Below are 21656 nucleotides of genomic sequence, written 5' to 3' on the forward strand. Positions count from 1 at the left end.
GCAGCCTACCACTCCGAGAGCCTCCGATGTCAGACACCACCCAATCGACCGCAGGCGACGAACCGTGGAGCGAGTACGCCGAGGACCTGAACCAGTCGTTCTTCGAGGCGTTCGAGCAGAACATGCGAATGCAAACGGAGTTCCTCGACTCTTGGCGCGAGTCGCTCGACAAGAGTGGGCTCGACGAGCAAACCGCCGATGGAATAGCCGGAACCAGTCGGGCCTACGAAGTCTGGATGGAGGCTATTGAGGCCCAGCTCCGGCTTGTCGGTGAATCGCTCAGTGGCGAGGACGTCGACCTGGAAACGTTCCGCGACATCTGGCTCAACGCGGCTAACGACGCGTTCAAAGAAGTGATGGGAACGAGTGCGTTCGCGGCCGCGACGGGCCAGACGGTCGGCGATCTACTCGAAGCCAGCGAGCAGTTCGACCACGCAAGTCAGGAGGCGCTCGGCTCGGTCGGCTTTGCGACCACCGACCAGATCGAAGAGGTCGGCGGTCGACTCGTCGAACTCGAACGTCGACAACACGCTGTCGAACGAAAGCTCGACCGGCTCATCGAACATCTCGACGACGGAGAAACCGAGGGCTCATGAATCCGATGCGTGCCGCCGTCGACGCCCAGCAGCGCACGCTGGAGGCGACCTCGGAGTATCTCGAAAAGATGCCGATGCTCGCCGAACAGATCGAGCGCGTCGCCGACATCGAGGTCGGAACCACCCCGAGCGAGGTCGTCTACGAGGAGAACAAGCTCCAACTGCTCCACTACCAGCCCGAGGAGGCGGGAATCGAACCCGAGACGACACACGACATTCCGATTCTGATCGTCTACGCGCTGATCAACAAGCCGTACATCCTCGATCTCCAGCCGGACCGAAGCGTCGTCCGTCGGCTGCTCGAAGGCGGCTTCGACATCTACCTCATCGACTGGGGCGAGCCCTCCCGGCTCGACACACAGCTCACCCTTGAGGACTACGTCATGCGCTACACCGACAACTGTGTCGACGTCGTCCGCGAGCGGTCGGGCCAGGAGTCGATCAACCTGCTGGGCTACTGCATGGGTGGGACGATGAGCGTGATGTACGCCTCGTTGTTCCCCGAAAAAGTCAGAAACCTCGGGCTGATGGCCGCCGGGCTCTGTTTCGACGACACCGGCGGTGTGCTCGAACTCTGGGGCGAAAAACCGTACTACGACGCCCAGCAGGTGACCGACACGTTCGGCAACGTTCCCGCCGACTTTCTCGATGTCGGCTTTGCGATGATGGACCCGGTCTCGAACTTCGTGAGCAAATACCTGCGGCTCTATGACAACGTCGACGACGACGAGTTCGTCGAGAACTTCGCGCGGATGGAGCGGTGGCTCGACGAGGGAATCGACGTCGCGGGCGAAACCTACCGGCAGTTCATCGAGGACATCTACCAGGACAACAAGCTCGCGCGAAACGAGTTGTATCTCGGCGAGAGACACGTCGACCTCGGCGAGATCGAGTTGCCGATAGTCCAGGTCGTCGGCCACTACGACCACCTCATCCCGCCAGAATCAAGTACCGAATTCAACGACCTAGTGCCGAGCGACGACGTGACGACGATCGACGCGCGGACCGGCCACATCGGCCTGTCGGTCTCATCGAGTTCCCACGACGAGCTGTGGCCGTCGGTTGCCGAGTGGTTCGCCGAACGGTCGAATCCGGACGACCAGACGGAAGCCGGCTCTGAGACGAGCGCGAGGTCGGAAACCGAACCCGATTCGGATTCCGAGACGGCCGAGACGGAGTCGACCGGTAGCGAGGCCGAAGCCCGTACAGTCGACACTGAAGACGAGACGGTCGAGACAGAAAGCGAGGCAGTCGACACAGAAGACGGGTCGACGGATACCGAAGAGACGGACTCCGGTGCGTCGACGTTCACCAATGGAGCCGAGCAGTTGGAGTCGGTGTACGGGATCGGCCCCTACTACGCCGAACAGCTGCGCGAGGCGGGCATCAGGAGTATCGATGCGCTCGCAGCCGGTGACGCCGAGTCGATCGCGGCGGACGTCGGAGCCTCGCCCGAGCGAGTTCGAGAGTGGATCGAGAACGCGAACGAACACATCGACGACTGATCGGCTGACCGCTAGTACCGGTCGAGATACATTTTTTATTTATATTGTACTTCTTACTGTAACAAGACTTAATGGCGGATTCGCCACACCAGTAGACAAGCGGTCGAGACGGTGTGGCCTCCACTCACCCTACTGGTTTGCTCGCAGCCAAGAGACGTTGAGCCGACTGGCTCTCGGGGTGATCCACATCAGTGACGACCGCGTACTCCCCGCGACTATGAAACTAGACACCCAAACGTGCGTTGTCACCGGCTCCTCGCGCGGCATCGGGAAAGGAATCGCCACTGAACTCGGCGCTCACGGCGCGAACGTCGTCGTCAACTACCGGAACTCCGAGCGCGAGGCCTACGATGTCGTCGACGAGATCGAAGCCGATGGCGGCACCGCAATCGCCGTGCAGGCCGACGTCACGAACACCGACGAGGTCGAAGCGATGGCCGACCGCGTCCGCAACGCCTTCGGGCCGACTGACGTGCTCGTCAACAACGCGGGCATAACGGTCGACAAGAAGTTCGAGCGGATGACCCGCGAGGACTGGGACCGCGTGATGGACGTCAACCTCGGCGGCGTCTACAACTGCACGAACGCGTTTTTCGACGACCTCAAAGCCGCCGATCACGGTCGGCTGATCAACATTTCGAGCGTCGTTGGCCAACAGGGCAACTACGGTCAGGCCAACTACGCGGCGACCAAAAGCGGGCTGTTCGGCTTTACCCGGACGGTGGCGCTCGAACTCGCCGATTCGGGGACGACTGCGAACTGCGTCTCGCCGGGGTTCGTTCGAACGGATATGCTCGACGACGTCCCCGAACGGGTCCAAGAAAAGATCCGTAGTCGGATCCCGCTCGACCGCTTTGCGACGGTCGACGATATCGTCGGAATCGTTCGATTTCTGTCGACTGAGGATGCCGACTACATGACCGGCCAGATTCTCGGGGTCAACGGCGGCATGGAGTGGTAGCGACGACACCTTACAAATAGCTGCGCCACGAAGACGGGTATATAATGCCGACTGTGAGTATACAGATCGACGAGGAACTGTACGCGTGGCTCCGTCGACGCGCCCGTGACCACGACTCGTCGCCCGAAGCCGAACTCGCCGCGCTGGCGGCCGCGGCCCGAACACGCGAGCAAAGCGATGGCTCGGCGACCGAACTGCCGCTCGGCGTGTACGAGGCCGCCGACGGCACCACCGTCGTCGAACTCGGCGATCCGAAAGTCGACGAGACGGATCTACCGGTCGGCGTTTACGACGATACCGACTCGGAAACCGAACCGTAGCGGTCACTGGTTCGTCGACCCGCGTACGTGTGAGCTGATCCGACACTTTGATGTGAATGGCTCCCATCCTCCGAAAAGGTATGTCAAGTGGGACCAGTGGTGGCGACAGCACACTCAGCACCGCCGATAGGCGTATTTTACACCATCTCTCGGCGTCAGGGGCGGACTATCCGGCACTGATCGCCTCGAACACCGGTCTCCACATTCCGCTCGTCGAACGACGATGTGCTGCGCTCGAAGCCACCGGACATCTCGAATCGGTCAGCGACGAAGTTCTCTACCGACTCACCGAATACGGTCGACACGTCGTCCGTCGCTGAGTACCGAGAGCCGACGAAACCGAGCGCCTGAGGTTCTGCAACCCTCCTATCGTAATATACATAGTCGACTCGATTCCTCAGTCAGTTAGTCCGTAGCCGCGCGTGAACAGCACGATATTGATTGCGACCACGACAGCCGTTCCAGCAGAGAGCACCGCCAGCGAAACCAGTGGGTCGACCTCGGCGACGCCCAGAAAGCCGTATCTGACGCCGTTGACCATGTACACCATCGGATTCAACAGCGAGATGTCACGGATGAGTGGTGTCAAGTCTTCGAGCGAGTAGAAGACGGCTCCGAAGAAGACCAACGGGCGGAGCAGAAACTGGTTCATCATCGTCAGATCGTCGAAATCCTCGGCGAGAAGCCCGCCGACGATGCCGAGACTCGCGAACAGTAGCGTGATAACCAGCATAAACGCTACGAGGAACAGCGGCTCTTCGACCGGCACCGGCTGATAGAGGCCACCGATAATCACGAACCCGAGAACGGCGATGAGCGTGCCGACGATCACGCCCCGAAGCGCCGACGAGAGCAGATACGCCCACACCATCTGGGTGTACGACAGCGGCGAGGTGAGCGTCTCGTCGATGTACTCGTTCCACCGCCCGTGGAAGATCGAAAACGAGGCGTTCTCGAACGCGTTCGAGACCGCCCCGAGTACGACCAGCCCTGGCAGAATGAACAGGATGTACGGAACACCGATAATGTCGCCGACACGAGTCCCAAGGACGACACCGAACACAGAGAAGTAGAGTACGTTCGTGATAAACGGCGGGAAAAACGTGTTTTTCGGTCGACGCACGTAGCGCAGGATCTCCCGCTTGACGAGCGTATAAAAGCCGGTCGGGACACCCGCGGCTGCCGCCGCGCGATCGACCACGCTCATTGTGGACCCCCAGTGTTTCGGCCACCGTCCGGCGCGACCGGCTGGTGGTCCGTTCGTTCGTCTTCGGACTCGCTCGCCCGTTCTGCGGGCGTCGCATCGCTCTCATCGGTCCGGGTCATCTCGACGAAGATCTCTTCGAGCGAGGTGCGGGCGATTTCGAGGTCGACGATTTCTAGTCCTGCTCGGTCCAGTTCGCGGACGAGGTCCGGTGCGACCAGCCCACCTTCGCGGGCGGTGACTTCGAGTTGGTGGCCGTCGAGGTCGACCGACTCGACTCGCCTGTCACCGACCAACAGCTCCGGTGTCGTCGCCGGTGGGTCGCGGAGTTCGACGATGATACGGTCGGCCCCGCGGCCTTTCAGCTCGTCGGGCGTCGCGACCGCTCGGAGTTGGCCGGAATCGAGAATGGCGACCTCGTCACAGAGGCGCTCGGCCTCCTCGATGTAGTGGGTCGTCAGGAGAATGGTTGTTCCCTGCTCGTTGAGTTCGGTGACGAGATCCCACAGATCCCGGCGAAGCTGGACGTCGACGCCCGCGCTGGGCTCGTCGAGAATCAACAGGTCGGGATCGGTAATGAGTGCCCGAGCCAACAGAAAGCGGCGTTTCATCCCGCCCGAGAGCCAGTCGAATCTGGTGTCGCGCTTGTCGTAAATACCGACTTGTTTGAGGACCGTGTCGGCGCGGTCTTTGGCTTCGGCCGCCGGAATGCCGTGGTAGCCCGCTTTGTGTTCGAGCACTTCGCGAATCGGGAAGAATCGGTCGACGTTGAACTCCTGTGGGGCAAGTCCGATGGCGTTTCTGGCCTCCTGGTAGTCGTCTTCGACATCGTGGCCGAAGACACGGGCGGTGCCGCCGGATTTCCGGACGAGCCCAACGAGAATGTTTATAAAGGTGGTTTTGCCCGCGCCGTTCGGACCCAACAGGCCAAAAAAGCTCCCCTCGGGCACCGTGAGCGAAACGCCGTCGAGCGCGGTCACGTCCTCGTACTCCTTTCGCAATTCCGTGAGTTCGAGTGCGGGCGTCGACTGACTCATTCGGTCGCCTCCGTTCGTTCGGTGAGCTCGGTTGCCCGGTCGATCAGCTCGAACACCCGCTTGTTGGCCGCGCTGTAGTAGCTCCACTTGCCGTCTTTGCGGGTGGTAACGAGCCCGGCATCGGTTAAACACCGGAGCTGGGAGGCGACCGTCGACTGCGGTGCGCCGACGGCGGTCTGGAGCTCACAGACGCAGCATTCGCCGTCCTGAAGCGCCCACAGCAGTCGAAGCCGCAGGGGATTCGAAAGCGCCGCACACAGACGGCTCACCTGCTCGGCGACCGCTGCGTTGCCCGCCCGCTCGCGGAGTGCCGCCGCCTCCGTCTCGGGGTCGTCGTAGAGTCGAATAAGGGAGCTTGGAAGCTCGCCCGTCGACACTGGAGACTCAGTCATATCGTGGTTATTCGATATGAGACAGCCGCGTAAAAACTGCGTGGTCAGGCCGCCTAATGGCTGTGTGTCACATAGCCACGGAAAGCCGATCGGCTTCCTACTCCAGATGGTGATAGTCGAGTTCGTAGTCGCCGTCAAGTGCTTTTTGGACCAGTTTGCTTGGCTCGTCGACCGATCGGTGGCGGATCGCCATTCCCCCAGCGCCGTCAGAGACGACGAGATTCGTCCGAAGTGTTCGGTCCATCTCGGGGTAGTCGCTGCGGTAGTGCGCTCCTCGTGATTCGGTCCGTTCGAGTGCCGTTCGAAGGGTTGCCTCGGCGACCGTCAGCGAAAAGCCGAGGTCGACGGCCAACTCGAAGGAGCGACTGGTCCGGTCGCCCTCGATTCGGAGGTCGTCGACTCGGTCTCGGAGCGCCTCGATCCCGGCGATAGCTCGCCGGAGCCCGTCGTCGTCACGGATGATCCCGGCATCCTGCCAGAGTAACTCGCCGAGATCGTCGAGCAGTTCCTCGGGTGTCGCCTCGCCGTCGGCGGCTTCGAGCCGTGAGAGGGCGGCGAACTCTCGTTCGGCGTGGGCCCGCATTCGGAGTGAGAGGTCGGCGCCCGTCTCGGTGACCATCGAGTCGGTGCCGCCGTCGGCCGCGAGGCCACTCGACTGGAATCCGGCGGCGATATGCTGGCCGACTGGTTTGGCGATCGCCACGGTTTCGGCCAGCGAGTTGCCGCCCAGTCGGTTTGCGCCGTGAACGCCCGCAGTCGTCTCGCCGACCGCGTACAGCCCGTCGACGCCGGTTTCGCCCGTCTGTGGGTCGATATCCACCCCGCCCATCGTGTAGTGGGCGGTGGGGGCGACCTCCATCGGTTCGCTGGTGATGTCCACTCCGAGGGAGGCGAATCGGTCGACCATGCTCGGTAGTCGCTCGCGGATGTAGTCGTCGTCACGGTGGGAGATGTCGAGATAGACGCCCCCGTTGTCGGTGCCTCTGCCCTCGCGGATCTCTTGAGCAATCGCTCGGGCGACCACGTCGCGGGCGTCGAGTTCCATCTGGTCGGGCGAGTAGCGCTCCATGAACCGCTCTCGGTCGGCGTTGTACAGGCGGCCGCCCTCGCCACGGACCGCTTCGGTGACGAGTCGACCGTCCCACTCGTCGCCGTAGCGTGCGCCGACCATCCCAGTGGGATGGAACTGGACGAACTCTATATCGAGCAACTGCGCGCCCGCGTCGAGCGCGAGCGCGGGCCCGTCACCGTTGTTTTCTTCCTCGCGCGAGGAGTGTCGGTTGTACATCGCGCTCGATCCGCCGGCGGCGAGCACGACGTGGTCGGTGACGAACACGAGAAAGTCGCCGGTCGACATGTCGAACCCTACGGCTGCCGAGACGCGCTCGCCGTCCGAAAGCACGCGGGTGATCATCACGTTCTCGCGGTAGGGAATCGACAGCGACTGGGCGCGGTCGACCAGCGTCTCCAAGATCGCCTCGCCGGTTCGATCACCGACGAAGCAGGTTCGCCGGAAGGATTGCGCCCCGAAGTACCGCTGTTGGATTTTGTCATCGTCGGTTCGGGCGAACGCCATGCCCCACTCGTCGAGTTCGCGGATGCGGTCGGGCATCTCGCTGGCGACGAGTTCGACCGCTTCGGGATCGTTCAGAAAGTGGCCCTCTCGCAACGTGTCGGCGGCGTGGATCTCCCAACTGTCCTCGGGGTCGCGGCTCCCTAGTGCGGCGTTGATTCCCCCGGCGGCCCACGTCGTGTGGGCGTCGCCATAGTCACGTTTGCCTATCACCAACGGTTCGACTCCCTTCTCGGCGAGTTCGATGGCGAGTCGTGCGCCTGCCGCACCGGCCCCGACGACGAGAACGGGAACGTGGATCTCCTCGTACTCGATGTCGGTGGTGGTCGACTTGGCGGACTCCGAGGTCGATGCGTCGCTATAGATCGAACTGGTGGTATACGGATTCATTGGAGGGGTGAAACGCCGGAACGCCTCTACTAGTATAGAGGTGATGAAGCCTCTTGAGGGCTTCGTGATGCAGAATTATCAGTACTTGGCTGAATGACCTGAAGAGAAACAAATAACATATAGTGTCAATAATTCTGAAATCGTATGGAAAAACATCCCACCCCGCAGATGGACACTGACGAGACGCTCCTCGGTCGACGCGCACTCGCGTTGATTATTGATACAATACTTATCTCTGTGCTCTTCATTGCCTTTGCAGCACCGCCGGTTTCTGGAACACTGTCGACAGCACTCTTCGTACTCGGTTTTACGGCCATGTTCGTGTATGTATTTGTCCTCGAAGGACTCTACGGCTACACACCCGGCAAATACCTGCTCGGGTTGGTTGTTGTCAAAAGCGATGGATCGAACTGTACGATCGGGGCTTCGATCATCCGAAACGTGCTGTTGACAATCGATAATTTACCGTTTGCCTACCTCATCGGAATCGTCGCCATTCTGGTGACTGATAACCACCAACGCGTTGGCGATCTCGCAGCCGATACGGTAGTCGTTCGACGGCAGTAGCTCGCATTGGTTTGCATCCATATCGTCTTACCGCGGTCGACGGACGAGCCGTAGAAAGGCAAGACAGTTATCGCCGCCGCCGATTGATGGAGTAATGAGTATCCTTGCCGAGGCACGGGCCGTCATCGCGGCAGGCCCGGTCTGCGATAGCTGTGTCGGCCGAGTGTTCGCCGACCGGAGTTTCGGCCTCTCGAACGCCGATCGCGGTCGAAGCCTCCGCGTCGCGGTCGCCCTCGACGACGACCAGCCATACGAATCAGTCGACCCCGACGAGTGCTGGGTCTGCGAGGTCGAGTGCGGCCGGTTCGACGAGTGGGCCGACCGCGCGGTCGACGCGATCGGCGACCCCGAGTTTTCGACCTACCAGGTCGGCACGAAAACCCCGCCACTGATCGAGGAGAACGACGAACTCCTTCGGATGGACGCCGGTGTTGACGCGGATGCTGGCGAACTATTTAAATCGAACATGAACCGCGAGGTCGGCAAGCGAGTTGGCCAACTCACCGGTACTGACGTCGACTTCGGTCGACCCGACGTCCAGATCACCCTCGACATCGAGAACGATCGCGTCGAAACGAAACTCAACTCCGCCTTTATATACGGGCGGTACCGCAAGCTCGAACGGGATATTCCCCAAACCGAGTGGCCCTGCCGGGAGTGCCACGCCAGCGGCCGCACAGGGAAACTCCCCTGCGAGCACTGCGACGGCACGGGCTATCTGTACCCCGAGAGCGTCGAACAGCTGACTGCTCCCGTGGTGATGGACGTGATGGACGGCACCGAGGCAACCTTCCACGGCGCAGGCCGCGAGGACGTCGACGCCCGCATGCTGGGTACCGGCCGCCCGTTCGTGATCGAGGTCCAAGAGCCCCACCGACGAACAGTCGACGTCGAGCGCCTCGAAGGCGATATCAACGCCTTCGCCGAGGGGAAAGTCGAGGTCGAAGGCCTCCGGCTGGCGAGCTACGAAATGGTCGAGCGCGTCAAGGAACTCGACGCCTCGAAAACATACCGTGCGTACGTCGAGTTCGATTCCGAGGTGACCGACGACGAGCTCCAGACGGCCATCGCTGAACTCGACGGCTCGACCATCGAGCAGTACACTCCAGAGCGCGTCGACCACCGCCGGGCGGGGCTCACGCGTGTCCGAGACGTCCTCGCAGCCAGTGCGAAACTCGACGACCCACGACACGCGACGGTCGAGATCCACGGCGAGGGCGGCCTATATATAAAAGAGCTCATCTCGGGCGACAACGACCGAACCGAGCCGAGTCTCGCCGCCCTGCTGGGCGTCCAAGCCGTCGTCACTGAACTCGATGTGACGGGTGTCAAGGGCGTCGACGAGCCGTTCGAGCGCGAGGAGTTCTTGCTGGAGTAAGCGATGACATTCCAGATCGGCGTCGACGAGGCAGGCAAAGGCCCAGTGTTGGGACCGATGATTGCGGCCGCCGTCCGGGCCGAACCAGCCAAACTCCCCAAGGGAATCGCCGACTCCAAGCGGCTGACGCCCGACAGACGCGACTCGCTGGCCGACGAACTTCGGTCGACAGACGCCGTCGAGATAGCCATTGGTACGGTGACCGTAGAGGAGATAGACGATCCCGCTACGGATATGAACCGGCTGACGGTCGCCGCACAGCGACGGGCAATTCTGGGCGTCGCCGAAACTGGAGACTCAGCGATCGTCGACGCGTGCGATGTCTCCGAATCACGCTTCGCCCGTCGTGTCACTGAGGGGCTCGCGGCTGACGGAATTGCAGTCGACGTAACCGCCGAACACGGTGCCGACGACAGCCACCGTCTGGCGGCAGCCGCCAGCATCATCGCGAAAGTCGAACGCGACCGGCAAATGGCCGAAGTAGGCAGTGACTACTCAGAGTTAGGACCAGTAGGAAGTGGCTACCCGAGCGACCGAACAACGCGGTCGTTTCTGGCCAGCTACGTCGACCGGTACGACGAACTCCCTGCGTGTGCCAGAGCGTCGTGGTCGACGTGCGAGGATCTCTTGGCGGCCCGGGCGCAGGCTGCGCTCGACGATTTTTGAACGATTAGTCGTTCTGTCGACGGTCGTTATCGTGGCTCGCCACTCCCTGGGAGCCGTCTTGAGACGACGAGTTGGGAGTCGGGAGTCGACTGATCATCACGAATCCGGCGAGCATTGTCGCTACCCCGAGCGTCAAAAAGAACACACCTGAGTCGCCCGTGGCGTTTCCGGCAGTCACCAGCAGTATCAACGCCCCGACAGCGACTGAACACACGCCGAAGACGGCCTTCGAAAGTGCGCCCACAAGCCGTCCGATCTCCTCTCGAACGGACGCTGTGGCTTCATCGTCTGCCCGAGCATCTGTTGCCATCTCGTATTGGTTTGCATACCGGATAGAAAACGTATCGGTTCTGTCTGACAGCTGTCAGACGGTTAGCGGTGTTTCAGGAAGTGTTTTCGAACAAAGACGATGACTGACAACCCTGCGTGGTGGCCGGTTAGCGATCGGTCATCAGGTATCGGAGGATGTCACCGTAGGCTGGCCGTGTGACCAACACCCCGACGAGAACGCCGAGGATGGTGAAGATCGCGAACCCACGGAGATCACCCAGCGACAACACTGCCAGTGGTGACATGGCGACGATCGTCGTTGCGGCGGCGACGCCGATCACCCAGAACGCCTTCTTGAACCGCGAGTCGAACACGCGCCGGCTCGTTACGTCACCTTCCGAGAGCACCTCGTCGGCAATGATCACCAGATCGTCGACGCCGGTCCCGATTACCGCGATGAAGCCAGCGATCACCGACAGGTCCAACGGATAGCCCAGATACGCGGCAAAGCCGAGTAGGATGACGACCTCCGAAAAGGCCGTGACGACCATCGGCAAGGCGACTTTCGGCTCGCGGTAACGGAGAAAGACGACGCCAGCGACCGCCAGGACTGACAACAGTCCGATAACCAGCGAGTAGGTTTGGAAGTTCTCACCCTGGGTGGGCGAGATGAACGACGTCGTTCCGTTCTCGAGATCGAGTTCGGCTGGCAGCGCACCGGCACGCAGATCGATGGCGATCTGTTGGGCCTCTTCGATCGAAGTGGTCGTCAGGATGAAGTTCGGATCCTGCGCCCAATCACCGTTCTGCATGCTCGATGCGAGGTCGCCGTTCATGCCGAAGGAGTTGATCACCTCACCGTCGGAGACCAACAACAGACACGGATCGGTGTTCTCTCGGTCGTCCTCATAGGTACACTGTGAACCACCCTCTTGGGCGAGGCCAGTGTCGACGGCGCTCTGCTGGAAGTCCTCGGCGGAGCTCTCTCGGACCGTCACTGGCACGTTCGGTTGGCCCTGCTCGTTTTCGGTCGCCGTGCCCACCGTCTGGAAGTCGGACTGCGTCAGCGCCCCCTCTTCGGTTTCGTACTCGCCCGAATCGTTCGGGTAGTAGATGTCGACGCGGACGTCACCACGATCCTCGATCAGGTCTACAACGTCTTGGCGGTCCTGGCCGGGGACCTCAATGAGCATGAAGTACTCGCCGCTCGCGCTGGAAGTCTCTTGGACGCTACTGCCGGACAGGCCGGCTTGGTTCACCTTTCCTTCCAGTACTGAGACCGCCTCCTCGCGGGTCGCGTCGGTCAGTTGATCGGTGATCGATTCGTACTCGTAGCCCGAGTCGTCCATCGCCTGGGCGAACTCCTCTTCGGAGACATCCGGATCGACTACCTCGACGCTCGCAGGTTCGTCCTGCGTCTCGTTGCGTGCGACGACGTCAGTGGACTGTGTGTCGGGTAACTCTTCGGCGACTGCAGCCGACACCGTCGCTTCGCTGTCACCATCGAACTCGACGTTTTCAGCCGTAAACCCGAGTAGCGGGGCCCTGATCCGCGTTCCACCCTCCAGATCGAGGCCGTACTGGAGATTCGTCAGCCCGGAATCGGCTTCCGATTCGTTCCCGATCGCCTCGGTGTCGTCCGCACCGATCGTCGGCGAGAACAGCGCGAAGCAGGCCAACAGGATGAAGACACCCAACAGCACGACGCGCCAGTTCGATTTCAGCCAGTCGATCATCGTTTCACCCCCTCGTGAACGTACCAGCGCAGCAGGGTGACGTTCAGCAGATAGGTGTTGATCAGATCAGCCGTGAGCCCGACGACGAGAATAAAGCCAATCGCGCTCATAATTCCGATGCCGAAAATGTAGGCGAGCACCGCCATTACGGCCATTGCAACGATCGAAGTGACCGTCATCGTCACACCGGTCCGTCGCGCGCGGTACGTAGATTCGTAGAAGTCGCCTGACTGGCGAAGAATACTGTTGTTCAACAGAATATCCGAGTCGACGCTGTACCCGATCAACATCAGGAGTGCAGCCACCGTCCCCAGCGTGAGGTCGATTCCGAGCACGTTCATCATTGCCAGTGGGATCATCACGTCGGAAAACGCCGAGATGACCACCGCAATCGATGGAACGAACGACCGAAACGCCCCAAACACGATCAGGCTCATCCCGACGAACGCGAAGACCACCCCACCGACCGCGAGTCGTTGGGTATCGCCACCGAAGCTCGCTGAGACGGTGTCGACCGTCTGTATGTCGAAGCCAGCTTCGGAGGCTCTGTCCTCTATTTCCTGGGTCGACAGCCCCTCGGAGTCGAACGTCACGACGTACGAGCCGTCGCCCTGAACCTCCCGAATCGACTCGGATTCACCGCCGAATGTCTCTTCGATCTGTCCGCGTGGATCGTCTCCATCGACGTCGACGCGAAGCTCTGTTCCCCCGGTAAACTCCAACCCCATGTTCGCCGGGGCCCCCGTCATCACGTACCAGCCGACAACAACAAGCAGCGCCACAGCCAGCAACGCCAGCGGCACGGCCAACAGCTGCCGGTTCGTGTACCGGGAATAGTCGACTTCCGGTACCGCGATCTCAACCATACGGGGTGCTCTGATTCAGCGTTGAATAAGCCTTCTCATGTCGAAGACAGAGAGTATTAGGCGTCGACTACTGCCAACGCCAATCAGCGAGAAGGTCGAATACTCACGGAAGGTACCGGATACTTACCACACCGGGTTCCGACCGAATCTCGACTCGGTTAACGCCCAGTCGTGCGGCCCGCGAGAGCGTGGCTTCACGGTCTTCGATAACGTCCGAAACCGCTTCGCGGGTGCCGTCTTTGGGGACGGTCACCACGTGAATCTCACCGATCCCTGCGCGAGGTTCGCGTGCGAGCTCGCCGACCGACTGGTCGGCGGCCAACTCGCGTTCTTGGACTGTCGGTGGCTCTTGGCTCTCGTCGATCGAGAGCGGTCGGCGCTCGTCGACCTCGGTGAGTTGCCACGAAACGTCGAGCGGCGGGTCGGGCGAGACGGTTCCCTCGATGGCGTCGTCGACCTCGATACCGGGATTCGTGGTCACGGTGTGAACCTGACCGTCGTGAACGTCCTTGAGAACGGCTGAGTCGGCGTCCGCGTGAGTCACCAGAAACGTGCTTGTCTTGGACTCGGAGTGCGTCATGAAAGGGTGGTCGACCTGCGTGGGTATCGGCGTTTCGTCATTGATTGCTGTGTAGTCACGACTGCGAGTCAGTTGCGCCGGTCGACAGCCGCCCCGACAACAGCGCGTGGCTGGCGGCCATCACCGCCATCATCGCCACCGGCGGGCCGATTGCGGCTGCCTGCGGGAGCCGGTACATGAGGTTCACCAGCGGTCCGAACACGCCACTGGCTGGATCACGGCACACCGTCTCGCCGTCGAGTTCGAAACACTCGGGCATCGAGATGATCGCTGCCAAATAAAGAGAAAGCAGAAATCCGATGCCGAGTGCGGCCATAATCGTGTCGTATCGGGGATGATAGGCCAGTTTTTTGCGGTGCTTGCGCGCGACGAGCAGAATCGGGGCGATCAACGGGCCGGCTGCGAACAGCCCGACGACCGCGATAAACGTTCGCGAGAGGGTCAGCGAACCGCCCGGTCGACCAGCCGTCTCGCCGATCCACACGATCAGACTGAGCGTGAACAGTCCGCCGACGAACAGCGCGGCGAGCGTGCCACCGACCACATACAGTCGAAAAAACAACGAGTCGCCGTGTCGATAGGCGTACGGGAACGCGCCAAACAGCCCGCGGTAGCCGTCTGCCATTGTCACCGGTTGGGTGTCAGCCGAATTAACAGCATTGGATTCCCTTCGATGGACTGGTTTCCGGTCGACAATCCGTTGGGAATTCTCGGTATGTGGAGTGCCGACCGACCGCGAGAACAGCTTATCGACCGAACAGACGGCAACGATTTTACCCCCGCCGACCGCCCATAGGGGTATGTATCTGGATATTGGAAACGCGTTAGAGACCAGCCCCGGACTCACCGAAGCAACCCTCGACCGACTTGACGAGCGCGTCGCTATCGCCCACGACCGTATCGAAGACGGACGCGACGCCGCCGAACACGGCTACGCCGCGCTGAATCTCCCTGACACGGTCGACACAGACGAGATCCGATCCACGCTCGAACGGTTCGGCACGCCAGAAGCCGTGCTCACGGTCGGCATCGGCGGCAGCGCGCTCGGTGCGGCGACGATTTCAGCCGCCCTCGCCGACCAGACCGACGTCGACGCACACTTCCTCGACAATGTCGACCCCGAACAGACGACCGAACTCCTCGATTCGCTTGCCCTCGACGAGACCGTGCTCAACGTCGTCTCCCGGTCGGGGACGACCGCCGAAACGCTCGCGAACTTCTTGGTCGTCCGCAAAGCGATGGAAGACGCTGGCGTCGACTGGACCGACCAGACTTTTGTAACCACTGGCGACGAGGGTAACCTCCGGAATCTGGCCGACAAACACGACCTGCCGTCGCTGAAAGTGCCCGACGGGGTGCCGGGTCGGTTCTCGGCGCTCTCGACGGTCGGGCTGGCTTGCGCCGCACTCCAGGGCCTCGACATTGAGGGCGTCGTCGAGGGAGCCCGAAGCGAGATGGAGACCCTCTCGGGGTCGCTGTACGACTCGCCAGCCTACGCCTACGGCGCGGTGTGTTACGCGCTCGCCGAACGCGGTGCGCTGACCAATGCGATGATGCCCTATACTGAATCGCTCGAATACTTCGCCGAGTGGTTCGCCCAACTGTGGGCCGAAAGCCTCGGGAAGGAAGGATTGGGCCAGACGCCCGCCCGTGCACTCGGCGCGACTGACCAGCACTCCCAGCTTCAACTGTATCGCGCTGGCCCGCGCGACAAACTCGTCACGCTCGTTCGTCCACGCGAACGCAACGATATCGAAATCCCCGAGACGGATCTGGAGGGACTGTCGTATCTCGGCGGTGCGGGTCTCGGCGACTTGCTCGACGCCGAGTTCGAGGCGACCGAGGCGAGTTTGGCTGCCGAGAATCGGCCAAACGTCCGGATCGAAGTCGACGCGGTCGACGCCCACGGAATCGGCGAACTCCTCTACGGGATGGAGGTCGCCTGTGTGATGTACGGCGAACTCGCCGGCGTGTCGACGTTCACCCAACCGGCCGTCGAGTGGGGCAAGAAGGCCGCTCGCGGACTGCTTGGTGGCGGCGAGTTCGCCGAAGCCGACGCCGTCGCCGACAAACGCGAGTTCTATATATAAATACAGACTGAAAGAAGGCGTCGACACCGATGCGTTCGCCCGAGGAGAGACCGGCGTGCCCAGCCACAGCCTGTGCATATCGGTGTGCCTAACAGGCAGCCAGGCGTATACGAGCCCAACTGATGGACCAGCAACCACAGGCGACAATGGACCGTCGACTCCAGCATATCGGTGAAGTTATTCTGGTGATTTTTGGTGCGTATCTCGCCGCTATTCTAGCGGTTACGGCGATCTCACCGGTTATAGACGGACTCGGCTCGACGCTTGGAGACATCATTCTGACGGTGAGCCAGTTCGTCGCCCTCGGGGCTGTCGTCCTCTGGTACGCACGGGTCGTCGACTCCGAGCGGCTGATCAGGGCAGTCGTTCCGGATCGTCGAAGCCTCGGACTGATCGCGGCAGGAACGATCGTCCTGCTCGGCGGTCAGTATTTCGTCAACGTGCTGTTTCGGTTGATCGGCTTCTCGCCCGGAACGAACCAGGCTGTCACCGCCGGCCTTGGCGAGCCGACCTACTTTCTGGCGATGATCCCCGTCTCGCTACTGGTCGTTGGCCCGGTCGAAGAACTCCTGTTTCGAGGGGCGGTGCAGGGTCGACTCCGCCAGTCGTGGGGCCGATGGCCCGCAATTGTCGGCGCGACCGTGTTATTTGGGCTGATTCATATTCCGGCAATCAGTGGTGGTTTCGAGGCCCAACTCTCGTATGCCGTCATCGCCGGGCTGCTCGGGTTTCTGCTCGGGTTTCTGTACGACTATACCCGGAACATCGTCGTCCCAGCAGTGGTTCACGGCAGTTACAACGCGACACTGTTTATAATTCTGTACCTCAATGAGATCGGCATGCTGGGCTGAATTCCAGCGCACAATAGCGTGTCGGCTCAGGCCGGGTTTTTCCGCGAGAGGTCACTGCCACAGATCGGACACCGATCGTGGTTGTCGTCGAACGTCCGGCCACAGCCGCTGCACTGGAACTGCCACTCGCGCTGTTCGGTAATGCCGTCAGTGGCGATCACTTGGACGTCGACGTCCAATCGCTCGGCGACGTTCTGCATCGCGTAGTCGTCGGTGACGAGCGTGCCGTCGAGTTCGAACGCCGCCGAAACCAACAGGAGATCGGTTTCGGAGAGTTCGGCGGCGTCGCCGGTTTCGGTGGCGGCGCGTTGGACCGTTTCGACGGTTCCGTCGGCCGGAATGTGAATGTGCATTCCGGCACCCTCCTCGGCATCGAACCGGAAGGCGTGTTCGCCCTCTAACTCCTCGTGAACCTGTGGCACCGAGGCTGTGTCGTCATCAGTGTGATACTCGTGAATAAAAGCCGACGTGTCGAGAATTTCCATTCGTTAGCGAGAGACGACGATGTAGTCTTTGACGGCCTGAACGGTGCTGATCGGGATTTTGAGTCGACCGGCGTCGTCGGCTTCGAAGCCCGACGAGTGTGCCGAGATCCCCTCGTTGGGAACGACGAGCAGGCTGCGCAGGCCGCCGGTTTTCATCTCCATCGTAATGTTGTACAGGTCACCGAGCTCGGTGCCATCGGCGCCCATCACCGCTTTCCCCGAGAGGTTTTCAGCGAGTATGTCTACCATATACTCGCTAATTAGTCGGAATCATATAAACGCCACGGGCAGTGTCTGACGTTCCTTTAAATAGCGGTCGACCGGATCAACAAAGCGATTATACGGTATCACGACTGAGAAGTCATATCTGTGTCATCCAGTGTTCTCACCATCACCGCGATAATCCTGGCGCTCGGCATCGGGGCACAGGTGCTGGCCAAACGGCTCAAAGTGCCGAGCGTGCTGTTTTTGATCCTGATCGGTGTCGGTCTGGGCCCCGCTGGAATCGGGCTCGTCACGCCCGAAACGTTCGGCGACGGGCTGTCGACGGTTGTCGGACTCAGCGTGGCAGTCATCGTCTTCGACGGCGCGTTTCAGCTTCGACGCGAGAAACTCCAGTTGGCCCCGAAAGCGATCACCGGCCTGACGACCGCTGGCGCGCTGGCGATGTTCGTCGGGACAGCCGTCGCCGTTCGCGTCTTTCTCGGCACCGACTGGGGCATCTCGCTGTTGATCGGCGCGTTGTTGATCGCCACCGGGCCGACGGTTATCACACCCATTATGGAGGTCATCACGGTCCGCGAACACCTGGAGACGACGTTCGAAGCTGAGGGAATTTTCAACGACGTGACCGCCGCGATCCTCTCGATCGTCGTCTTCGAGACGCTGGTCGTCGAATCGACGCCGCTGGCGCTGCCCGGTGGCTTTCTGACTCGCCTGGCGATCGGCGTGGGGGTCGGCGTGGCAATCGCGCTCGGCATTCGCTCACTGCTCGTCTGGATGGAGATTCCGGCCGACGATGCCCCCCGCGTCGCCCGGCTCACCGTGCTCTCGGCGGTGATTTTGGCCTACGGTGCGTCCGAGGCGCTAGTTTCGGAAACCGGTGTGGCGGCGGTCGCCGCGGCCGGACTGCTGATGGGCAATCTCTCAATGCCTCACCGAGAGCCGGTCGCCGAGTTCACCCGGGACCTGACGCTGATCGTGCTCGCGATCGTCTTCATCGCGCTCGCTGCTCTGATCGAGTTCGACGCCCTGTTGGGGTTGGGCCTCGGCGGAATTGCAGTCGTTGTCACGCTCACAGTCGTCATCCGACCGATCGTCGTCTGGCTCTCGGCGCGAGATCCGCAGTTCAGCACGGACGAAAAGCTGTTTCTCAGCTTCGTCGGCCCGCGCGGGATCATCCCCGCCAGCATCGCGACCCTGTTCGCGATCGAACTCCAGGGTGCCGGACAGTTCGACGAGGCGCAGGTGCTCGCTGGCACCGTCTTTCTGGTTATTTTCACGACCGTTCTTCTGCAAGCCGGTCTGGCTCGACAGATCGCAACCGCACTCGATGTGATACCAATGCGAACAATCCTCATCGGCGGCGGCCGCGTCGGCCGCATGCTCGCCGAACGACTGGAGAACCGTGGCGAAAACGTGGTCATCGTCGACCTTCGACAGGAGACGGTCGACGCGCTCCAAAAAGCGGGCCACACGGCTCGGCAGGGCGACGGCACCGAGACGGACGTACTCGAAGCGGTTGGAACTCTGGGTGCCAAACGGGTGGTCGCGGTCACCGGCGACGACGATACGAACCTACTGGTAGCCCAAATCGCCCGCACGAAGTTCGATGTCGACGACGTGCTGGCGCGGGTCAACGAGCCAGGGAACGTCCAGACGTTCGAATCGCTCGATGTGACCGCCATCAGCGCCTCGGAGGCGACCGCGTGGTCGATCGACAACGAGATCGAACGGCCGGAGCTCGCCCACTGGATGACGAAAATCGGCGAGGGACACGACGTCCAAGAGATCGAACTCACCGCCGATGATCTGGCCGGACAGACGGTCCGTGAGATCAACAGCGCGATTCCCGACGGCTGTATCATCGCCGTCATCGGCCGCGGCGAGGAAACGCACGTTCCCACCGCGGACGAGAAACTGGACCGTGGCGACCGCGTCACCTTCCTCGGTCGACGCGCGGCCGTCGAGGGGGCGGTGAGACGGTTCCATCCCAGAGGCTGATCGGTCACAACTCCGCCAGCCCACCGTCGTACACCCCACCAACCCGACGCTGGCGTCGACTGCGATGGGACGGGACGTCGACTGCGGTGGATGGGAAGTTGAAACACTTAACACCGACGCCACACTGATTTTCGGTAACACGACCTTTTGAGGTTCTATCCATGTCCGATCAAGCCAACTCACTGCGCACACCCATCGTCGCCGTTCTCGGCCACGTCGACCACGGCAAGACCAGTCTCCTCGACAAAATCCGCGGCTCGGCGGTCAGCGACGGCGAAGCGGGGGCGATCACCCAGCACATCGGTGCGACCGCCGTCCCGCTCGAAACCATCTCCGAGATGGCCGGCAGCCTCGTCGACCCGACCGACTTCGATCTGCCCGGCCTGCTGTTTATCGATACACCGGGCCACCACTCGTTTTCGACGCTTCGGTCGCGCGGCGGCGCGCTCGCCGACATCGCCATTCTCGTCGTCGACGTAAATGATGGGTTCCAACCCCAAACCGAGGAAGCCCTCGACATCCTCCAGCGCACCGGGACGCCGTTTGTTGTCGCCGCCAACAAGGTCGACACGACGCCCGGCTGGAACCCAGTCGAGAACTCGCCGATCAAACCCAGCTACGATGGCCAGAGCGACGCGGCACGCGGTCGGCTCGACGAGAACCTCTACGAACTCATCGGCCAGCTGTCGGATCGGGATTTCTCGGCTGACTTCTACTGGCGCGTGCAGAACTTCCAGAAGAACATCGGCGTCGTCCCCTGCTCGGCGCTTACCGGTGAGGGCGTTCCCGACGTTTTGGCCGTCCTGATGGGTCTGTCGCAGCGCTTTATGAAAGCCGAGATGGAGATCGACGTCGACGGCCCCGGCGAGGGGACGGTGCTCGAAGTCAAAGACGAACAGGGATTCGGAGCCACACTCGATGTGGTTGTCTACGACGGCATCATCCGCGAGGGCGACAGGATCGTCGTCGGGGCGAGCAACGAGCCGATCGTCACCGAGATTCGGGCGTTGTTGCAGCCCCGACCGAACGCCGAGATACGCGTCGAAAAACGCTTCGAGCGCGTCGACAGCGTCGGTGCAGCCGCCGGTGTCAAGATCGCTGCCCCGGATCTGGATACCGCAATCGCCGGCGCACCCGTGCGAGTGGTCCGTGACCGACCGGTCGAAGAGGTAATAGCTGAGGTCAAAGCCGAACTCGCCGAGATCGAAGTCGACACCGAAGAAGAGGGCGTCGTCGTCAAAGCCGACACCCTCGGCAGCCTCGAAGCGATGGCAAACGCGCTCCAAGAAGCCGAGATTCCGATTCTTCGCGCCGAGGTCGGCGACATCGCCCCCCGTGACGTCGCGGTCGCTGGCACCGCGCGTGAACCCGAACACACCGCGATTTTGGGGTTCAACGTCGACGTCCTAGCGAACGCCGAGCGCGAACTCGAGCAGTCGGACGTCCGACTGTTCGACGACGACGTGATTTATCAGCTCATCGAGGAATACGAGCAGTATGTCGACGAGATGAAACGCAGCCAACAGGAGACGATTCTCGACAAGATCATCCGGCCTGCACGGTTCCAGATCCTCCAGGATCACACCTTCCGCCAATCGGATCCGGCGGTCGTCGGCGTCGAAATCATGTCGGGGACGGTGAAAAACAACACCAACGTCGCGACGTTCGAGAACAACGAGCCGACCCGTGTCGGCCAGCTGTCGGGAATTCAACTGCAAGGCGACGACGTCTCGGAGGCCCGAGCCGGCCAGCGAGTGAGTATCGCGATCGACGGACCGACGGTGGGTCGACAGATCAACGAGGGCGACGAACTCTGGATTGAGCTCCCCGAAAAACACGCCAAGATCCTCGAACAAGAGTTGTCGGACGAGATTCCCGCCGACGAACTCGAAGCGCTCTCGGGTTATTTAAATAAGCGCCGGAAACGCGATCCGTTCTGGGGCAAGTGACGATACGGAGTCACCAA

At 61.6% G+C, this 21656-nt stretch carries 24 protein-coding genes; 13 read left to right on the forward strand and 11 right to left on the reverse strand.

Annotated features, from left to right (window positions below; translation table 11 throughout):
• The first annotated feature begins 26 nt into the window (after positions 1-26).
• The 5 genes from O2S87_RS03630 to O2S87_RS03650 all read left to right on the forward strand — a co-directional run bounded on the left by O2S87_RS03630 (position 27) and on the right by O2S87_RS03650 (position 3702).
• Positions 27-596 (forward strand): poly(R)-hydroxyalkanoic acid synthase subunit, encoded by a 570-nt coding sequence (locus O2S87_RS03630; protein WP_475407443.1) that lies wholly within the window; start codon positions 27-29, stop codon positions 594-596.
• Complete coding sequence (gene phaC, locus O2S87_RS03635; RefSeq protein ID WP_475407444.1) at positions 593-2101, forward strand: class III poly(R)-hydroxyalkanoic acid synthase subunit PhaC; 1509 nt, start codon at positions 593-595, stop codon at positions 2099-2101. The genes O2S87_RS03630 and phaC overlap by 4 nt, the downstream gene beginning before the upstream one ends.
• 217 nt (positions 2102-2318) lie before the next feature.
• Positions 2319-3062: a beta-ketoacyl-ACP reductase gene (locus O2S87_RS03640; protein WP_475407445.1), complete on the forward strand. Its 744-nt coding sequence runs from the start codon at positions 2319-2321 to the stop codon at positions 3060-3062.
• 44 nt (positions 3063-3106) lie between these two features.
• Entirely contained in the window at positions 3107-3382 is a 276-nt protein-coding gene (locus tag O2S87_RS03645; protein ID WP_475407446.1) for a hypothetical protein, read from the forward strand.
• Positions 3383-3462: 80 nt separating this feature from the next.
• Positions 3463-3702 carry a DUF2250 domain-containing protein gene (locus tag O2S87_RS03650; RefSeq protein ID WP_475407447.1) on the forward strand — a complete coding sequence of 80 codons (240 nt, stop codon included), beginning with the start codon at positions 3463-3465 and terminating at the stop codon, positions 3700-3702.
• Between the two features lie 77 nt (positions 3703-3779).
• On the opposite strand, the gene O2S87_RS03655 is transcribed toward O2S87_RS03650, so the two are convergent.
• From O2S87_RS03655 to O2S87_RS03670, 4 genes are all read right to left on the reverse strand, one after another.
• Positions 3780-4589: an ABC transporter permease gene (locus O2S87_RS03655; protein ID WP_475407448.1), complete on the reverse strand. Its 810-nt coding sequence runs from the start codon at positions 4587-4589 to the stop codon at positions 3780-3782.
• Entirely contained in the window at positions 4586-5623 is a 1038-nt protein-coding gene (locus O2S87_RS03660; RefSeq protein ID WP_475407449.1) for an ABC transporter ATP-binding protein, read from the reverse strand. The genes O2S87_RS03655 and O2S87_RS03660 overlap by 4 nt, the downstream gene beginning before the upstream one ends.
• Positions 5620-6015 carry an ArsR/SmtB family transcription factor gene (locus O2S87_RS03665; protein WP_475407450.1) on the reverse strand — a complete coding sequence of 132 codons (396 nt, stop codon included), beginning with the start codon at positions 6013-6015 and terminating at the stop codon, positions 5620-5622. The genes O2S87_RS03660 and O2S87_RS03665 overlap by 4 nt, the downstream gene beginning before the upstream one ends.
• 97 nt (positions 6016-6112) lie before the next feature.
• Positions 6113-7978, reverse strand: a complete 1866-nt coding sequence (locus O2S87_RS03670) for an L-aspartate oxidase (RefSeq protein ID WP_475407451.1) — start codon at positions 7976-7978, stop codon at positions 6113-6115.
• A gap of 144 nt (positions 7979-8122) precedes the next feature.
• Here O2S87_RS03670 and O2S87_RS03675 point away from each other — a divergent pair, with 144 nt between their 5' ends.
• The 3 genes from O2S87_RS03675 to rnhB all read left to right on the forward strand — a co-directional run bounded on the left by O2S87_RS03675 (position 8123) and on the right by rnhB (position 10589).
• Positions 8123-8545 (forward strand): RDD family protein, encoded by a 423-nt coding sequence (locus O2S87_RS03675; protein WP_475407452.1) that lies wholly within the window; start codon positions 8123-8125, stop codon positions 8543-8545.
• 94 nt (positions 8546-8639) lie between these two features.
• Positions 8640-9923 (forward strand): tRNA pseudouridine(54/55) synthase Pus10, encoded by a 1284-nt coding sequence (locus O2S87_RS03680; RefSeq protein WP_475407453.1) that lies wholly within the window; start codon positions 8640-8642, stop codon positions 9921-9923.
• A 3-nt stretch (positions 9924-9926) separates the two neighbouring features.
• Positions 9927-10589, forward strand: a complete 663-nt coding sequence (gene rnhB / locus O2S87_RS03685; protein ID WP_475407454.1) for a ribonuclease HII — start codon at positions 9927-9929, stop codon at positions 10587-10589.
• Between the two features lie 4 nt (positions 10590-10593).
• Here the strand turns inward: rnhB and O2S87_RS03690 are convergent, their stop codons facing one another.
• The 5 genes from O2S87_RS03690 to O2S87_RS03710 all read right to left on the reverse strand — a co-directional run bounded on the left by O2S87_RS03690 (position 10594) and on the right by O2S87_RS03710 (position 14666).
• Positions 10594-10899, reverse strand: a complete 306-nt coding sequence (locus O2S87_RS03690) for a hypothetical protein (RefSeq protein WP_475407455.1) — start codon at positions 10897-10899, stop codon at positions 10594-10596.
• Between the two features lie 127 nt (positions 10900-11026).
• Positions 11027-12592, reverse strand: coding sequence for a preprotein translocase subunit SecD (locus tag O2S87_RS03695; protein ID WP_475407502.1), 1566 nt, complete (start codon positions 12590-12592; stop codon positions 11027-11029).
• Entirely contained in the window at positions 12592-13461 is an 870-nt protein-coding gene (gene secF, locus O2S87_RS03700; RefSeq protein WP_475407456.1) for a protein translocase subunit SecF, read from the reverse strand. The genes O2S87_RS03695 and secF overlap by 1 nt, the downstream gene beginning before the upstream one ends.
• 103 nt (positions 13462-13564) lie before the next feature.
• Positions 13565-14041 carry a DUF5812 family protein gene (locus O2S87_RS03705; RefSeq protein WP_475407457.1) on the reverse strand — a complete coding sequence of 159 codons (477 nt, stop codon included), beginning with the start codon at positions 14039-14041 and terminating at the stop codon, positions 13565-13567.
• A 55-nt stretch (positions 14042-14096) separates the two neighbouring features.
• Positions 14097-14666, reverse strand: a complete 570-nt coding sequence (locus O2S87_RS03710; RefSeq protein WP_475407458.1) for a DUF8056 family protein — start codon at positions 14664-14666, stop codon at positions 14097-14099.
• A 48-nt stretch (positions 14667-14714) separates the two neighbouring features.
• Here O2S87_RS03710 and O2S87_RS03715 point away from each other — a divergent pair, with 48 nt between their 5' ends.
• From O2S87_RS03715 to O2S87_RS03725, 3 genes are all read left to right on the forward strand, one after another.
• Positions 14715-14837, forward strand: coding sequence for a hypothetical protein (locus O2S87_RS03715; protein WP_475407459.1), 123 nt, complete (start codon positions 14715-14717; stop codon positions 14835-14837).
• Positions 14838-14841: 4 nt separating this feature from the next.
• On the forward strand, positions 14842-16131 hold the full coding sequence (locus tag O2S87_RS03720) for a glucose-6-phosphate isomerase (protein WP_475407460.1): 1290 nt from the start codon (positions 14842-14844) through the stop codon (positions 16129-16131).
• 122 nt (positions 16132-16253) lie between these two features.
• Positions 16254-16982: a CPBP family glutamic-type intramembrane protease gene (locus O2S87_RS03725; protein ID WP_475407461.1), complete on the forward strand. Its 729-nt coding sequence runs from the start codon at positions 16254-16256 to the stop codon at positions 16980-16982.
• 26 nt (positions 16983-17008) lie between these two features.
• Here O2S87_RS03725 and O2S87_RS03730 read toward each other — a convergent pair whose 3' ends face one another.
• Both O2S87_RS03730 and O2S87_RS03735 read right to left on the reverse strand, forming a co-directional pair.
• Entirely contained in the window at positions 17009-17467 is a 459-nt protein-coding gene (locus tag O2S87_RS03730; protein WP_475407462.1) for an NOB1 family endonuclease, read from the reverse strand.
• A gap of 3 nt (positions 17468-17470) precedes the next feature.
• Positions 17471-17716 (reverse strand): PRC-barrel domain-containing protein, encoded by a 246-nt coding sequence (locus tag O2S87_RS03735; RefSeq protein WP_475407463.1) that lies wholly within the window; start codon positions 17714-17716, stop codon positions 17471-17473.
• A gap of 120 nt (positions 17717-17836) precedes the next feature.
• Here O2S87_RS03735 and O2S87_RS03740 point away from each other — a divergent pair, with 120 nt between their 5' ends.
• Together O2S87_RS03740 and infB are read left to right on the forward strand one after the other, a co-directional pair.
• Positions 17837-19690 (forward strand): cation:proton antiporter domain-containing protein, encoded by a 1854-nt coding sequence (locus O2S87_RS03740; protein ID WP_475407464.1) that lies wholly within the window; start codon positions 17837-17839, stop codon positions 19688-19690.
• Between the two features lie 161 nt (positions 19691-19851).
• Entirely contained in the window at positions 19852-21639 is a 1788-nt protein-coding gene (gene infB, locus O2S87_RS03745; RefSeq protein ID WP_475407465.1) for a translation initiation factor IF-2, read from the forward strand.
• Positions 21640-21656 lie beyond the last annotated feature (17 nt).

The organism is Halohasta sp. A2 (assembly GCF_056175805.1).

Coding starts and splice junctions, on each gene's coding strand:
- O2S87_RS03640 (WP_475407445.1), top strand. CDS start 2,319: ATGAAACTAGACACCCAAACGTGCGTTGTCACCGGCTCCTCGCGCGGC.
- infB (WP_475407465.1), top strand. CDS start 19,852: ATGTCCGATCAAGCCAACTCACTGCGCACACCCATCGTCGCCGTTCTC.
- O2S87_RS03670 (WP_475407451.1), bottom strand. CDS start 7,978: ATGAATCCGTATACCACCAGTTCGATCTATAGCGACGCATCGACCTCG.
- O2S87_RS03720 (WP_475407460.1), top strand. CDS start 14,842: ATGTATCTGGATATTGGAAACGCGTTAGAGACCAGCCCCGGACTCACC.
- O2S87_RS03665 (WP_475407450.1), bottom strand. CDS start 6,015: ATGACTGAGTCTCCAGTGTCGACGGGCGAGCTTCCAAGCTCCCTTATT.
- O2S87_RS03650 (WP_475407447.1), top strand. CDS start 3,463: ATGTCAAGTGGGACCAGTGGTGGCGACAGCACACTCAGCACCGCCGAT.
- O2S87_RS03690 (WP_475407455.1), bottom strand. CDS start 10,899: ATGGCAACAGATGCTCGGGCAGACGATGAAGCCACAGCGTCCGTTCGA.
- O2S87_RS03705 (WP_475407457.1), bottom strand. CDS start 14,041: ATGACGCACTCCGAGTCCAAGACAAGCACGTTTCTGGTGACTCACGCG.
- O2S87_RS03645 (WP_475407446.1), top strand. CDS start 3,107: ATGCCGACTGTGAGTATACAGATCGACGAGGAACTGTACGCGTGGCTC.
- O2S87_RS03735 (WP_475407463.1), bottom strand. CDS start 17,716: ATGGTAGACATACTCGCTGAAAACCTCTCGGGGAAAGCGGTGATGGGC.
- rnhB (WP_475407454.1), top strand. CDS start 9,927: ATGACATTCCAGATCGGCGTCGACGAGGCAGGCAAAGGCCCAGTGTTG.
- O2S87_RS03655 (WP_475407448.1), bottom strand. CDS start 4,589: ATGAGCGTGGTCGATCGCGCGGCGGCAGCCGCGGGTGTCCCGACCGGC.
- O2S87_RS03680 (WP_475407453.1), top strand. CDS start 8,640: ATGAGTATCCTTGCCGAGGCACGGGCCGTCATCGCGGCAGGCCCGGTC.
- O2S87_RS03730 (WP_475407462.1), bottom strand. CDS start 17,467: ATGGAAATTCTCGACACGTCGGCTTTTATTCACGAGTATCACACTGAT.
- O2S87_RS03660 (WP_475407449.1), bottom strand. CDS start 5,623: ATGAGTCAGTCGACGCCCGCACTCGAACTCACGGAATTGCGAAAGGAG.
- O2S87_RS03710 (WP_475407458.1), bottom strand. CDS start 14,666: ATGGCAGACGGCTACCGCGGGCTGTTTGGCGCGTTCCCGTACGCCTAT.
- O2S87_RS03675 (WP_475407452.1), top strand. CDS start 8,123: ATGGAAAAACATCCCACCCCGCAGATGGACACTGACGAGACGCTCCTC.
- secF (WP_475407456.1), bottom strand. CDS start 13,461: ATGGTTGAGATCGCGGTACCGGAAGTCGACTATTCCCGGTACACGAAC.
- phaC (WP_475407444.1), top strand. CDS start 593: ATGAATCCGATGCGTGCCGCCGTCGACGCCCAGCAGCGCACGCTGGAG.
- O2S87_RS03630 (WP_475407443.1), top strand. CDS start 27: ATGTCAGACACCACCCAATCGACCGCAGGCGACGAACCGTGGAGCGAG.
- O2S87_RS03715 (WP_475407459.1), top strand. CDS start 14,715: ATGGACTGGTTTCCGGTCGACAATCCGTTGGGAATTCTCGGTATGTGG.
- O2S87_RS03725 (WP_475407461.1), top strand. CDS start 16,254: ATGGACCAGCAACCACAGGCGACAATGGACCGTCGACTCCAGCATATC.